The sequence below is a fragment of the Vibrio sp. 10N.222.54.A3 genome (assembly GCF_041474095.1).
Classification (GTDB): domain Bacteria; phylum Pseudomonadota; class Gammaproteobacteria; order Enterobacterales; family Vibrionaceae; genus Vibrio; species Vibrio crassostreae_C.
The window spans coordinates 1-13874 of the sequence record NZ_JBFRTN010000151.1 but is presented as its reverse complement, the minus strand read 5'-3'; the positions used below and the strand labels follow the sequence as shown (position 1 = coordinate 13874).

At 44.7% G+C, this 13874-nt stretch carries 13 protein-coding genes and 1 pseudogene; 11 read left to right on the top strand and 3 right to left on the bottom strand.

The window, feature by feature from the left end; all coding sequences use genetic code 11:
* Positions 1-490 precede the first annotated feature (490 nt).
* The 5 genes from sbcB to purT all read left to right on the top strand — a co-directional run bounded on the left by sbcB (position 491) and on the right by purT (position 5509).
* Positions 491-1915, top strand: coding sequence for an exodeoxyribonuclease I (sbcB, locus tag AB4507_RS22150; protein WP_372183402.1), 1425 nt, complete (start codon positions 491-493; stop codon positions 1913-1915).
* A gap of 25 nt (positions 1916-1940) precedes the next feature.
* Positions 1941-2312: a CidA/LrgA family protein gene (locus tag AB4507_RS22145; RefSeq protein ID WP_004734867.1), complete on the top strand. Its 372-nt coding sequence runs from the start codon at positions 1941-1943 to the stop codon at positions 2310-2312.
* Between the two features lie 2 nt (positions 2313-2314).
* On the top strand, positions 2315-2992 hold the full coding sequence (locus AB4507_RS22140; RefSeq protein WP_017090893.1) for an LrgB family protein: 678 nt from the start codon (positions 2315-2317) through the stop codon (positions 2990-2992).
* A gap of 286 nt (positions 2993-3278) precedes the next feature.
* On the top strand, positions 3279-4166 hold the full coding sequence (gene cdd / locus AB4507_RS22135) for a cytidine deaminase (protein ID WP_017059133.1): 888 nt from the start codon (positions 3279-3281) through the stop codon (positions 4164-4166).
* A 167-nt stretch (positions 4167-4333) separates the two neighbouring features.
* The gene (purT, locus tag AB4507_RS22130; protein ID WP_017069826.1) at positions 4334-5509 is read left to right on the top strand and encodes a formate-dependent phosphoribosylglycinamide formyltransferase; all 1176 of its coding nucleotides are present in this window, start codon (positions 4334-4336) and stop codon (positions 5507-5509) included.
* A gap of 113 nt (positions 5510-5622) precedes the next feature.
* Here the strand turns inward: purT and AB4507_RS22125 are convergent, their stop codons facing one another.
* The gene (locus tag AB4507_RS22125; protein WP_136978805.1) at positions 5623-6276 is read right to left on the bottom strand and encodes a thiopurine S-methyltransferase; all 654 of its coding nucleotides are present in this window, start codon (positions 6274-6276) and stop codon (positions 5623-5625) included.
* A 324-nt stretch (positions 6277-6600) separates the two neighbouring features.
* On the opposite strand from AB4507_RS22125, the gene AB4507_RS22120 reads away from it, so the two are divergent.
* A complete protein-coding gene (locus AB4507_RS22120; RefSeq protein ID WP_017059130.1) occupies positions 6601-7377 on the top strand; it encodes a RelA/SpoT domain-containing protein in 777 nt (258 codons plus the stop codon).
* 193 nt (positions 7378-7570) lie between these two features.
* Positions 7571-8566 (top strand): annotated as a pseudogene (locus tag AB4507_RS22115) (ABC transporter substrate-binding protein).
* Positions 8567-8738: 172 nt separating this feature from the next.
* On the opposite strand, the gene ihfA reads toward AB4507_RS22115, so the two are convergent.
* Both ihfA and AB4507_RS22105 read right to left on the bottom strand, forming a co-directional pair.
* Positions 8739-9035 carry an integration host factor subunit alpha gene (ihfA, locus tag AB4507_RS22110; protein WP_004734853.1) on the bottom strand — a complete coding sequence of 99 codons (297 nt, stop codon included), beginning with the start codon at positions 9033-9035 and terminating at the stop codon, positions 8739-8741.
* A 542-nt stretch (positions 9036-9577) separates the two neighbouring features.
* A complete protein-coding gene (locus AB4507_RS22105; RefSeq protein WP_372183400.1) occupies positions 9578-10087 on the bottom strand; it encodes an N-acetyltransferase family protein in 510 nt (169 codons plus the stop codon).
* A gap of 179 nt (positions 10088-10266) precedes the next feature.
* On the opposite strand from AB4507_RS22105, the gene AB4507_RS22100 reads away from it, so the two are divergent.
* From AB4507_RS22100 to AB4507_RS22085, 4 genes are all read left to right on the top strand, one after another.
* On the top strand, positions 10267-10722 hold the full coding sequence (locus AB4507_RS22100; protein ID WP_048611807.1) for a Fur family transcriptional regulator: 456 nt from the start codon (positions 10267-10269) through the stop codon (positions 10720-10722).
* Between the two features lie 97 nt (positions 10723-10819).
* Positions 10820-12190 (top strand): dihydroorotase, encoded by a 1371-nt coding sequence (locus AB4507_RS22095; RefSeq protein ID WP_372183398.1) that lies wholly within the window; start codon positions 10820-10822, stop codon positions 12188-12190.
* Between the two features lie 102 nt (positions 12191-12292).
* The gene (locus AB4507_RS22090; protein WP_372183396.1) at positions 12293-12853 is read left to right on the top strand and encodes a carbonate dehydratase; all 561 of its coding nucleotides are present in this window, start codon (positions 12293-12295) and stop codon (positions 12851-12853) included.
* Positions 12843-13841, top strand: coding sequence for a GTP-binding protein (locus AB4507_RS22085; protein WP_372183394.1), 999 nt, complete (start codon positions 12843-12845; stop codon positions 13839-13841). Before AB4507_RS22090 ends, AB4507_RS22085 begins: the two co-directional genes overlap by 11 nt.
* Positions 13842-13874: the final 33 nt, after the last annotated feature.

The following is a 13874-nucleotide window of genomic DNA, read 5'->3' as shown; positions in this document are numbered from 1 at the left end:
CTTAAGATCCTGTCTATGAGACAGGTAAATGAAGCGGTTTAAACATCTGTGCTACGGATTAGACATTTGCGCTGCGGTTTAGACACAAGCACAGCGGATTAGCCTCAGGTACTGGTACTGGTACTGGTACTGGTACTGGTACAGCAGATTAACCACCAGTCTAAAAACAATGAGCGTGTTTCTAATCACACAGCTTTACAGTAAAAGACAAACAAACTCATTCGCGGTCAACCTTAAAACCCGACTCATCGCCATACAACGGCTAAGGTGAAAAGATAGGTAAAAAGAGGTAACTAGGCAGAATCACGACTATAGAAAAGCCACAATTGGTTTCAAAACCTTCCCCACTGACTCGATTGAATAGTAAAGCACCGTTTTCCGGCAATTTATTTGTGATCTGGGTTGCACGCGTACCGCATACTATCAGATACTGAACAAAACTAACCTTCAGCCACAGTAAACGTTCCGCGCTTGCTGTTCAGGAAATTCAATGAGTTCAGATAATCAGCCAACCTACTTCTTTTTCGATTACGAAACTTGGGGCGTTAGCCCAGCAAAAGACCGTCCGAGTCAGTTTGCAGGTGTTCGTACCGACCAAGATTTCAATGTTATTGGAGAGCCTCTGGTTATCTATTGCCAACCTCCTGCTGATTACCTCCCTGCACCTGAAGCTGCATTGATTACCCGTATCACGCCACAGAAAGCGGCTTCACAAGGCCTCCCTGAACCTGAGTTTATCGCTAAGATCCATGCTGAGTTAGCGAAACCTAACACCACAAGCCTTGGCTATAACAGTATTCGATTCGATGATGAAGTAACGCGTTACACCTGTTACCGAAACTTCATCGACCCATATGCATGGAGCTGGCAGAATGGCAACTCTCGTTGGGATTTATTAGATGTAATGCGCGCTGTTCACGCACTGCGCCCTGAAGGCATTGTTTGGCCAGAGAACGAAGAAGGTTACCCAAGCTTCAAACTGGAACACCTATCTGTGGCAAACGGCATTGAACACGAAAACGCGCACGATGCGATGGCCGATGTTATTGCGACCATCGAGTTAGCGAAGAAGCTGAAAGCTGCACAACCTAAGATGTTCGATTACCTTTACAACATGCGTCATAAGCGTAAGCTGAATGACCTGGTTGATATCGTAAACATGACACCATTGATGCACGTTTCAGGCATGTTTGGCCGTGACTGCAACTACACCAGCTGGATTGTGCCTATGGCTTGGCACCCAACCAATCAAAATGCCGTTATCGTGGTTGATTTAGCCAAAGATCCAAGCCCACTGTTAGAACTGGACGCTGATGAACTCAAAGACAGGCTCTATACCAAACGCAGTGAACTTGGTGAAGACGAGTTACCCGTACCCATCAAATTGGTTCAGCTAAACAAGTGCCCTATTCTTGCTCCAGCCAAAACGCTAACGGCTGAAAATGCTGAAACCATCGGTATCGATCGCCAACAATGCCTGAAAAACTTGGCACTGCTGCGCGAACACCCAGAGATCCGCGAAAAACTGATCGGCCTGTATTCACAAGAGCGCGAGTACGAAAAGAGTGATGATGTTGATACACACCTTTACGACGGTTTCTTTTCACCTGCTGATAAAACAGCGATGAACATCATTCGCGAAACTGACCCGAACAACTTGGCGGCTTTGGATATCACCTTCAGTGACGAACGAATTAAACCGTTACTGTTCCGTTACCGTGCGCGTAACTTCCCATGGACGCTCGACGAAGCTGAGCAATTGAAATGGGCGAACCATTGTCGTGAGTTTTATGAGTGCCGTTTAGAAGAGTACATGCTCAACCTTGAAAACCTCGCGCACGAACATGAAAGCGACGAGAAGAAAATGGCTATCTTGAAGGCGGTTTATCAGTACGTAGAAAAGTTAGCTAGCTAATTCCATTATCAAGAGACGTAACACTTTGAAAGAAAGATTGATCCAACTGGTTTACTGCTTAATCTCCTTCACCTTAATCATAGGTGCACTTACAGCAGGTAACGCGTTACAGCACTTTTTGGATACCTCAATCCCTGGCAGTATTTTTGGCATGTTGATTCTGTTTGCCGCCATGGTGATTGGTATTGTTCCTTCGCACTGGGTACAACCCGGCGCAAGCTTGATTATCCGCCTAATGATCTTACTGTTTGTTCCGATCAGTGTTGGGTTGATGGATCACTTCGACATGCTCATCGCGAACGCATTGCCAATTATGGCGAGCGCCGTTGGTGGCACGTTACTGGTGTTGGTGTCCTTATCATGGTTCTTAGACCGCTTGCTATCGAGAGGTAACTGATCATGTGGATTCTACTCACCATCGTGGTATTCCTGTTTGCTCGCTGGGTAAGTCAAAAAGTAAACTCGCCGCTTTGTAATCCCCTGCTTATCAGCATTGGTATCATCATTCCGATACTCACGTTCTTTAGAGTACCGTTTGAGACTTACTATGCCGACAACACCTGGATTACCTACATGCTTCAGCCTGCGGTTGTTGCCCTTGCTTACCCGCTTTATGAACAGCTACCTCAAATCAGAGCCAACTGGCGCATTATTACCTTTGCTTGCACGCTAGGCAGTGTGATGTCGATGACAACGACAGCATTAATCGCAGTGGCTTTTAAAGCGGACTTAACTTTGATTGCGAGTTTATTAGGTAAGTCAGTCACCACGCCAATTGCAATGGAAGTATCGAGCCATTTAGGTGGTGAAGCAGCAATTGCGGCAATACTGGTATTGATTGTTGGTCTATTTGGGGCAATTTTTGCTTACCCAATCTACAATCTCATTGGTATTAAGAGCCCTATTGCACGAGGTTTAACCATGGGTACCGTGTCTCACGCTTTAGGCACCGCGACTTGTGCGGAAAAGAATCAGGAAGATGCAGCATTCAGTTCTTTGGCTCTTGTGCTTTGTGGCGTCATTACCTCAATCATCGCACCGAGTATATTTTCGCTCGTGGTTTGGTTCTATTCTTAACCTAAACGATCACTACGCGATCCAGCCCAACCAGAATGCTGTTTATTACAGTGTCTGTTTGGGCTTTTTATTCGCATTTATTTAGCAATAGCAGTCAAGTCACGGTCTTTTACGAGCACTAAGTGCGATATCAGCTGTATAAATGGCTCTTGTAATCGATTTCAAGTGTGACCTCACTCTAATTATGCAAACCAATGTAACAACAACAATTCAATAGTGATCTTTATCACAGAAAATTCCTGAGCAATGCATAAACTTAAAGCCTAAGGTCAATTAAGGATTCAACATGAACAGTCGTATTACCCTGGCGCTGGAAAGTGCTCCATCATCAATGAAAGCGCTTTTGAGTGACATCGTATTAGCAGACAACTTTGACGCGACATTGTCTCCAGAACAATTTGCTAGCCTACTGCAAGCAAGTGGTCTAGCGGATGACGAACTACGTATTGCGCTACTTCCTTTTGCCGCAGCGTATTCTTACGCTCCGTTATCTGACTTTTATGTTGGTGCAATCGTGCGTGGGTTGTCTGGTACTCTGTATTTTGGCGCAAACCTTGAAATCGCTGGTGCTCAACTTGGTCAAACCGTTCACGCTGAGCAATCTGCAATCAGTCACGCTTGGATGAAAGGCGAACTAGGTATCTCAGATATCACCATCAACTTCAGTCCTTGTGGTCACTGTCGTCAATTCATGAACGAACTGACAACAGCAAAAGAACTTAAAGTTCAGCTGCCACAACGTGATGAAATGTCTCTGCAAGAGTACCTACCAGACTCGTTCGGCCCTGCTGATTTAGGTGTGACAACTGGCCTAATGACAAAACTTGATCATAAGTACACGACCGAAGAAACAACGCCTATTGTTGTAGAAGCGCTAGCAGCACTAAACCGCAGTCATGCTCCTTACACCAAAAACCTAAGTGGTGTTTCATTACAACTGACGTCAGGTGAGATTTTCACGGGTGCTTACGCAGAAAATGCAGCGTTCAACCCGAGCCTACCTCCTCTGCAAGTCGCGTTAATTCAACTTAAACTGGCTGGCTTCGATTTCGAACAAATTGAAAGTGCTGCTTTGGTTGAAATCGCCGAAGGTAGCATCAGTCACCTAGCGGATACGCAATCTACATTAGAAGCGATTAACCCCGACATTCCAGTGACTTACTTAGCAATCTAAGTACATCTGATTAACAAAAATTTAAATAAGCAGCCCTATTTAACAGGGCTGCTTTTTTTATGCCTGTAATTAACGCAACAACTTGCGCAAACGTTTGCTTTTGTCATTGAAATAAGTATGATCACCCCGTTTTCAATCAATCGTTCAAAAGATCGGAAGGAATTTCTATGTTTGGTACTGCTACTCGTGAAAATGCTACTCGTGTACTTCTATTAGGTTCAGGTGAACTCGGCAAAGAAGTTGCTATCGAGTGCCAACGTTTAGGTTTGGAAGTTATTGCTTGTGACCGTTATGCAGACGCACCAGCAATGCAAGTTGCGCATCGTAGCCATGTATTAGACATGTTAGACGGCGATGCACTTCAAGCGATCATTGAACTAGAAAAGCCAGATTATGTGGTTCCTGAAATTGAAGCTATTGCCACCAGCAAGTTGGTAGAGCTAGAAGCGCAAGGCTTAAATGTCGTTCCAACTGCGAATGCGACCAAGCTAACGATGAACCGCGAAGGTATCCGTCGTCTAGCTGCAGAAGAGTTGAAACTGAGCACTTCTCCTTACCGCTTTGCAGACACCTTTGAAGATTTCTCAGCCGCTGTTGAATTCGTGGGCATGCCTTGCGTTGTTAAGCCAGTAATGAGCTCTTCAGGTAAAGGTCAAAGCGTTATCAAAACAGAAGAAGACATTCAAAAGTCTTGGGACTACGCACAAGAAGGCGGTCGTACTGGCGCGGGTCGTGTGATCGTTGAAGGCTTCATCGACTTCGATTACGAAATTACGCTACTTACCGTTCGCGCAGTCGACGGTGTTCACTTCTGTGCGCCTATCGGTCACCGCCAAGAAGACGGTGATTACCGCGAATCATGGCAGCCACAAGTGATGTCAGACAACGCACTTAAAGCCGCGCAATACACGGCTGAACAAGTGGTTAATGCACTAGGTGGCCACGGTATCTTTGGTGTCGAGCTGTTTGTTAAAGGCGATCACGTTATCTTCAACGAAGTATCCCCTCGCCCACACGATACAGGCCTAGTAACATTGATGTCTCAAGACTCATCGGAATTCGCACTGCACGTACGCGCCTTTACCGGTATGCCGATCAAATCCATCACGCAATACGGCCCATGTGCCTCTGCCGTAATCCTTGGTCAAGGCACATCAACGAATATCCGCTTTGAAGGCCTTGCAGAAGCGCTAGACGCACCACAAACGCAAGTTCGCTTGTTTGGTAAGCCTGATATCGATGGTCGCCGTCGTCTTGGTGTGGCGCTTACTCGTCGCAACAGCACTGAGACAGCGATTGAAGATGCAATTGAGAGCGCGTCAAAAGTAAAAGTGATTTACTAACCTGCTATTCAATTCTGAACAATCACGAGTTCAAATCTGAACCATAAAAAGACGGGCTATCGAGCCCGTCTTTTTGTTGGTGTTATCTGTTGGCTTAACTAAGCAGACTGAACTTAAGCGTCTGACTCAATCAAATACACTTCTTCACAGAAGCGAGACAAACCTTTCTTAGCAATCTTCGGATGTTCATCGTCTGCGATGTCCTGATTCAACAATGTGATCTTATAACCTGCGAACAACTGATCGATTTCTAGCTTAGGCACGCTAAACGGAGGCCCAGCCATTTCGTTTTGGTCGTAATCCAGAGTCACCAGAAGGATCTTACCGCCCGGTTTCAGCAGTTGTTTTAAGCGCTCTACGTACTGCACTCGCATCTCTTCAGGCAATGCGACTAAAGACGCGCGATCATAAATGGTATCGACAGGTTGGATTGGCGCTGAAAAGTAATCGCCCGTGTAGATGTTCAGTTCATCGAATTGGTAGAGCTCGTGCTGACCGCTAATTTGAGTCACAGTCGGGGTATAAAGGTGCTCTGCAAAAAATGCGCGAACCGCAATCTGGCTTAACTCGACACCTTGAACATCTTCATGCTTTGAAGCTAGCCAAATCAGATCTTCACTTTTGCCACAAAGTGGAACAAACACACTCTTCTCGTAGCTAGGCTCAGTCTTTTCCCAAAATTTAATCAGAAGTGGGTTTACATCTTCGAGGTGGAAACCAATTTGGTTGGCTGCCCATTTATTGTGCCAAAATTCAGGATTATTCATCTTTCGTTCATGTTAAACAGTCATAATGCAAGGGTACAGTATAGAGAGGTAAGAGCAACCTTAGCTTGGTTTAAAGTACTAAATTGATTTCGATAAAATCAGAAACTGGCTAAGTTCAAAGTTCTGATAATTGCGGAACTAACGGTTGGGTTATTTGGCTATATCTTCACATTTTAAAGCAATATTAAACGTTAGAATTGGTTTCTGTCTTAGCTAGCCTCATTTAATATGTAGTGAAATTAGTTAAGCTGTTTTTACTCTTGTGCGTTACTGGTTACCCCTTTTGACTACCCGTTTTTTGTAACCTTGTATTTTGGAGTTTGAATGAGTGTATTTCTCCGTACGACGGCCCTAATGCTTTTGGTATTGAGCCGAGCGCCTGCATTCGCAGCAGCACCTGTTTCAACAAGTTCAACAGATCAAACGCGCACTCCTGCGCAAAACCAAGTATCTTCAAACGTATTCCGTCATAGTTTGAGCGGCCTTTACGGCATCAAAGCCTTCGACTCACGCCCGACTCAGCCTTACACCGACTTCGATATTTTGTACAGCAAAGCGCATCAAGGCCAAGCTGAACTAGAAACTATCTGTAAAAGTACTGCCCTACTCACCAATTCTGAAGCGCTATTTGCTGGCGTTAAATCTCAAGCTCGCGCAGAAGAAAAAATCGCCCTTGAGCTTGATGGTGATGTGACAAAAATTACCGACTTAGCCCGTGCAACTATCATCGCGAACGATGTAGAGAGCTTGGTTGAAGTTTACGAAGCGCTAAGCCGTGAAGCAGACGTTGTTAAGCTGAAAAATAAGTTTAAATCGCCGGCTGACTCTGGTTACCGTGACCTTAACTTGTTGGTTCGTTTGCCTAAAACCAACATCATTGCAGAGGTTCAACTTCACTTAAAAGCGATTGCTGACGTGAAAAGTGGTCCTGAGCACGAGCTGTACGAAATTATCCAAGGCATTGAGCGTCACGCAATTGCAGAACATCGCCCAATCAACGATATCGAAGCGGCACAAATCAATAGCCTACGACGCCAATCTTTAGAGCTTTACCAACAAGCATGGCAACCGTACATTACAACGCACATTAAAGCGGCTTAACACATAGATAGGCTATTCCAATAAACATCACAAGGGCTGCACTCGCAGCCCTTTTTAGTACTTGTTGAGTAGCCTCTCCACTTCCTATCCCAAATAATCAGATCGTTTAAATTTAGATCTCAGTCTCTTTTCTCCGTCGAACATTTCTGTTTCTATAGCGAATAAGCTTCTGACAAGAAAAGGAATTACGTCAATGCAGAATAACAAATCCATGCTTTCCATCGCGCTACTTGCTGCGTTTTCTGTACACGCTAGTGCTGACGAATGCGGAAAGATCACCACTGCAGACATGAACTGGAACTCGGCGAGCCTATTGCTCATGTCGACCAATTCATTTTGAATAACGGCTACGGCTGTGAAGCGGACTTAATCCCCCGGTGATAGCGTCCCTACGGGCACGTCAATGATTGAAAAAGGTCAACCTGATGTTGCGCCAGAGCTTTGGACTAATGGCATCAAAGAAGCGTTGGATAAGGGTGTTGCGGATAAGCGTCTACGTTACGCGGGCAAGTCTTTGGTCAACGGCGGTGAAGAAGGTTTCTGGGTACCAAACTACCTTGTTGAACAGTACCCAGAGCTTACAACCATTGAAGGTGTGATTAAAAACGCAAAGCTGTTTGAACACCCAGAAGATGATGAGAAGTTTGCGTTTTATAGCTGCCCTGCGGGTTGGACTTGTCAGATTACCTTCGGTCACCTGTTCGATGCGCTTAAGTTAGAAGATCACAATTTTGAAATGGTTGATCCCGGCTCAGGCGCCGCTTTAGCAGGTACGATAGCGAAAGCTTACGAACGCAAAAAAGCATGGTTTGGATATTACTGGTCGCCTACGCCTGTGCTAGGTAAGTATGAAATGGTGAAGGTTGATTTCGGAAGTGGTACTGACATTGAGGAATTCCGTAACTGTACGACACAACCTGATTGTGAATCTCCTAAAGTGACCATGTATCCACCAACACCGGTTCACACAATCACCACAGAAGCCTTTGCTAATAACGAACCTCTTGCCTACCAATACTTTGAAAAGCGTGGTTTTACCAATAAACAAATGAGTGAGTTGCTGGCCTGGATGGAAGACAACCAAGCCGACGCCGAAGAAGCCATGTATTACTTTCTAGAAAGCTCACCACAGGTATGGAAGCCTTGGGTGTCTGAAGACATCGCAAGTAAGGTTCAACAAGCCCTTTAGAGTGAAGATTCAAAGTCAGAGGCCTAGCCTCTGTTTTCGCATCTAAAGCAAGTTCTTACCGGACAGTAAATAGATGGTGTTTGAGAAAGGTTACTAAAAATTAAAGAAATGCGTTTAGCTTAAACTCTATGCAGATACAAAAAGACCACGCTAGGCGTGGTCTATTGCTTGGCTACTTCTCGATTTTAATATTTTCGACACGGGCCTTTAGTTTTTGTCCCGGTCTAAAAGTAACAACACGTCGAGCAGAAATTGGAATGTCTTCACCAGTTTTCGGGTTACGACCAGGTCGCTCGTTTTTCTCGCGAAGATCAAAATTACCAAAACCAGACAGTTTTACCTGTTCGCCATTTTCGAGCGCTTTACGAACTTCTTCGAAAAACACTTCCACCGTTTCCTTGGCATCCCGCTTGCTGTATCCGAGTGTCTCAAACAGGTTCTCAGCCAAATCGGCCTTCGTGAGTGCCATAAAACTTTCCTCAAAGCTATGTTAAACATTGCTACCATCGCCAGTAGCGCCAGTAGCGCCAAAGCATTTACCCTATTCAATCAATGAGATAAGGTCATTTACAAGGAAAGTGTATGCCAAGCTTCTGATTTTCGCCAACTTTTTTATCTTAACTATTTAATTATTCTTTCAAATCAGAAAGGTAACTCGCTTCAAATTTCACATATATAGCTAAAAACCATCTACTCAACAGTAACGAAATGGAGTTATATCCCATACAAACAACCATTAATAGAATTTAAAACTTTAGCGAACTAAATAATAATTTTTGAGACTTTTCTCCGATACCCAATAAAATCAGCCACTTGATTTGATATGGGACTCAACAAAGGTTACTAAATAAGCGTTATTAAATATAAGATTTGTATCATTTCAGAATTTAATTCGAATTCACTTATAACAACCCACTCTCTTTTGGGGTTTTAATCAATAATCCAATCATTATAAGAAAGCTTCTTTGGCACAACATGCAAAATGATGGGCAATAAACGGCTATTATTCATCTACAAAGTACGCACTAAGATAATATCTCTTTGCGGATCGTTACCTAGCGGAAATACGTGCTCACCCACTTTTTCAAAATCGAACTTGTTATAGAAAGCGATAGCTCGCGGGTTATGCTCCCACACACCAAGCCAAACTACGTCGTTACCTCGTGCTTTTAAGATATCGAAACATTCCGCCATCACGTCTTGAGCAATGCCTTTCCCATGCCATGACTTATCAATGTATAGGCGTTGAATTTCACCTACCGACTGACCTAAGACACAACTTGGTGCCGTCTTCCAGTTAAGCTTAGCGAATGCAATCAGCTGGTTGTCTTGTTCAACTACAATGGTCAAGGATTCAGAGTCAGCTATCTCTCGCGATTGCAGCTGTTCACTGTATGAAGAACGACAATGAGCCTCCATATCCTCTACGGTATTCTGAGCTGCGAATGTGTCTCTAAATGTCGTTTCCGCCAGTTGTGCTAACGGTTTAGCGTCTGACCGTTCTGCCTTACGAATGATCATCCTATACCTCAGTCCCTTAGTTTGATAACAACCGTTACTATTGCAATTATTGCTACCAAGATCCATTGGTCGCCTCAAAAGAGAGATCCCACCTAGAGGTTCTTTAAGTGAAAGTTCGTTCCCTGCAATCAATTGCTATGTTATAACATATCCACATTATCACTAATTTTGTGGATTGAATGAGAGACATCGAAGCGATCATCGAGCACGTAAAACAAGGCTGTAAAACAAACGGAAAACAATTTACCGCTAAAAGACTGTTGATACTGCGTGCACTGGTTCATGCCGACAAAGCGCTGTCTGCGTATGAAATCGTTGAATATTGTAAGGAACACTTTGATCAACACGTTCAAGCGATGTCGGTTTATCGAGTGTTGGAGTTTCTTGAAGAACAGCACTTAGCGCACAAACTGCAAGTCTCTAATAAGTACATACTTTGCGACCATATCCTTTGCGATCATGAGCACGGCATCCCGCAGTTTTTGATTTGCTCTAAGTGCGACAAAATCAGCGAGCAAACCATCGCCCCTTCCATCATTCGCGATCTTCAATCTCACGCAAAGCAAGAAGGCTTTACTGTAACAAGCCCCCAGTTAGAGATTAGCTGCGTATGTGATGAATGCGTCGATACATAAGCTCTAAGCTCTAAGAAGCATAGCCGTAACCGTAACGCTATTTTATTAAACACTCCCCCAAGCATTAGCACTAATCAAAAAGGAAGAATGAACCGCTATGTCTGCAACACTCATCAAGAATGCCCGCTTGGTCAATGAAGGCATCATTGCCGAATCGGATCTATTGATCGTTAACCAGCGAATAGAAAAAATCGCCAATAACATTGAACCAAAACCAGACGATGAAATTATTGACGCTCAAGGTTGCTATCTCCTTCCAGGGATGATTGACGACCAAGTCCATTTTCGCGAACCCGGCCTCACTCACAAAGGCTCAATCGCCACCGAATCACGAGCTGCAGTTGCTGGCGGCATTACGAGTTATATGGAAATGCCGAACGTAAACCCGGCGACCACCACCATTGAAGCATTAGAACAAAAGTTTGATATTGCAGCACAAAGCTCACTGGCAAATTATTCATTTTACCTTGGTGCGACCGAAGACAACCTTGAACAAATCAAACAACTTGACCCTAAGAATCATTGTGGGGTGAAGGTGTTTATGGGCGCTTCCACGGGCAACCTATTGGTGGAAGATCCTCAAGCGCTAGATGCTATATTCCGCGACTCTCCCGTCCTTATCGTGACCCATTGTGAAAGCGGCCCCGTCATTGCCCAAAACCAAGAAAAACTGAGACAAGAGAAAGCCGAATTCACGATAGAAGACCACCCCACGCTGCGAGACGCCAATGCTTGCTACACCTCTTCGTCATACGCAGTAGAGCTAGCCAAAAAGCACAACAGTCAACTTCATGTACTGCACATCACGACTGAGAAAGAACTCGCACTGTTTGAAGCAGGCTCCATTCAAAACAAGCACATTACGGCTGAAGCTTGTGTCCACCACCTTTGGTTTAGCAACCAAGACTACACAACGTTGGGCAATCAAATTAAGTGTAACCCTGCCATCAAATACCCGAGTGATCGTAACGCGCTATTAGCGTCTTTGAATTCGGGAAAAATCGACATTATTGTGACGGATCACGCACCTCATACATGGGAAGAAAAACAGGTTCCCTATGAACAAGCACCCGCAGGTTTACCTTTAGTCCAGCATGCTTTGTTGACGCTGTTTGACCATGTGAAGTCAGGAAGAATGACGATGGCTCAGGTTGTAGAGAAAACGGCTCACAACCCAGCACTGCGCTATGCAATACGTGAACGAGGCTTTATTCGCGAAGGTTACTACGCCGATTTAGTCTTGGTTGACTCGCAAGCACCAACCTTAGTCAGCGATGAAAACAGCTTATACCAATGTATATGGTCACCATTTTCAGGGCATGAGTTCTCCGCTCAGATAAAGCACACATGGGTAAATGGATCCAGAGTGTATAGCCATCCTGAGGCATTCGGAGATCAAAAGACTCAAGACAGCGTCAAACAAAGCACTCAGCCAACACCGGCAATGAGGCTCTCCTTTGAACGTTAGAGCCTCCACTAAGAAAACAAACCTCCATCTAAACAACGGAGTAAATCGCTGGCTACTTGTAGAGATAGGCCTAGCGGCACTAAAAAAATAAAAGAGCTCAATATGTTAAGAAGAAACCCTAGCAGCCATATGCCGAACGTGTCGGAAACCGCCTTCATTGACCCGACCGCTATCATCTGCGGGAAAGTCATCATTGAAGATAACGTGTTTATCGGCCCCTACGCCGTCATTCGTGCCGACGAGGTTAACGAGCAAGGTGACATGGAAGCAATCGTGATTAAGCGCGATACCAATATTCAAGATGGTGTCGTCATACACTCAAAAGCAGGAGCAGCGGTTACCATTGGAGAACGCTCTTCTATCGCTCACCGCTCTATCATTCATGGGCCATGTGAAGTTTGTGACGATGTCTTTATTGGCTTCAACTCGGTGGTATTCAATGCTGTGATTGGCAAAGGTTGCGTCATTCGCCACAACTGTGTGGTAGATGGCCTCGATTTACCGGAAAACTTCCATGTTCCACCAATGACCAATATAGGCTCTGGGTTTGACTTAAATAGCATCTCCAAAGTACCGCCTGAATACTCTGCATTTTCAGAGTCTGTGGTATCAGCCAACCACACCCTAGTTCAAGGCTACAGGAGAATTGCTAATGAGCTCTGATAAGTCACCTATGTTAGGCATTCCAACTAACATTATTACCGGGTTCCTTGGAGTGGGAAAAACCTCTGCGATTCTCAACCTGATGAAGAACAAACCAGAAAATGAACGCTGGGCTGTGCTAGTGAATGAGTTTGGAGAAATCGGCGTTGATGGTAGCTTGATTCAAGGTAACCAGACCACACAACAAGTGTTCATTCGTGAAGTACCCGGAGGTTGCATGTGTTGTGCGGCAGGTTTACCGATGCAAATCGCGCTCAATCAACTGCTTACCGAAGCCAAACCCGATCGCTTGTTAATCGAACCAACAGGGCTTGGTCACCCTAAAGAAGTGCTGCAAGTTTTGTCCTCTGAACATTACCGTAAAGTACTATCACTGCAGAAAAACGTTACCTTAGTCGATGCACGGAAGCTCTCTGATTCTCGCTATGCAGATCACGATACCTTCAATCAGCAAATCACCATTGCCGATACCGTAGTTGGTAACAAAGTCGACCTATACCAAGATGGCGACGCAGAGAAACTGGCTGAAGCCGTGACTGAAATTTGTCACCCGAATACCAAGCTAGTCTTCGCTCACCATGGAAAAATCCCTTTTGAAGAGTTCGAAGGAGATACAAACTTCTTTGGCCAACAAGCGCACCACCATCATCACCAGCAAAAAAAGCCGCTCGCTTCAGAATTACCGATGCCAGAAAGCGGCATGATCAAAGCGACTAACCAAGGTGAAGGTTTTGAAAGCGTTGGTTGGCGATTCTCTGCAGAGAAACTGTTTGACCACCAGCGTTTGAGACACTTTTTAGTTGGATTGAAAGCTGAGCGGATGAAAGCGGTATTCATAACTCAAAGTGGTATTTTCGGGTACAACTTAACAGAGGATGGCTTGACGGAATCAGAACTCGATGAGTGTATCGAAACCAGAATAGAAGTGATCGGTCTAGAAATAGACGACGATCTTGAGAGCCAGTTACTTGAATGCATGATCGCTTAAGTCATAGAAAGAAATAAGGTTCATCGCGGATTA

Bases quoted from the DNA above. Each gene is read 5' to 3' on its own strand.
- sbcB (WP_372183402.1), top strand. From the start codon at position 491: ATGAGTTCAGATAATCAGCCAACCTACTTCTTTTTCGATTACGAAACT.
- AB4507_RS22140 (WP_017090893.1), top strand. From the start codon at position 2,315: ATGTGGATTCTACTCACCATCGTGGTATTCCTGTTTGCTCGCTGGGTA.
- cdd (WP_017059133.1), top strand. From the start codon at position 3,279: ATGAACAGTCGTATTACCCTGGCGCTGGAAAGTGCTCCATCATCAATG.
- purT (WP_017069826.1), top strand. From the start codon at position 4,334: ATGTTTGGTACTGCTACTCGTGAAAATGCTACTCGTGTACTTCTATTA.
- AB4507_RS22125 (WP_136978805.1), bottom strand. From the start codon at position 6,276: ATGAATAATCCTGAATTTTGGCACAATAAATGGGCAGCCAACCAAATT.
- AB4507_RS22120 (WP_017059130.1), top strand. From the start codon at position 6,601: ATGAGTGTATTTCTCCGTACGACGGCCCTAATGCTTTTGGTATTGAGC.
- ihfA (WP_004734853.1), bottom strand. From the start codon at position 9,035: ATGGCACTCACGAAGGCCGATTTGGCTGAGAACCTGTTTGAGACACTC.
- AB4507_RS22105 (WP_372183400.1), bottom strand. From the start codon at position 10,087: ATGATCATTCGTAAGGCAGAACGGTCAGACGCTAAACCGTTAGCACAA.
- AB4507_RS22100 (WP_048611807.1), top strand. From the start codon at position 10,267: ATGAGAGACATCGAAGCGATCATCGAGCACGTAAAACAAGGCTGTAAA.
- AB4507_RS22095 (WP_372183398.1), top strand. From the start codon at position 10,820: ATGTCTGCAACACTCATCAAGAATGCCCGCTTGGTCAATGAAGGCATC.
- AB4507_RS22090 (WP_372183396.1), top strand. From the start codon at position 12,293: ATGTTAAGAAGAAACCCTAGCAGCCATATGCCGAACGTGTCGGAAACC.
- AB4507_RS22085 (WP_372183394.1), top strand. From the start codon at position 12,843: ATGAGCTCTGATAAGTCACCTATGTTAGGCATTCCAACTAACATTATT.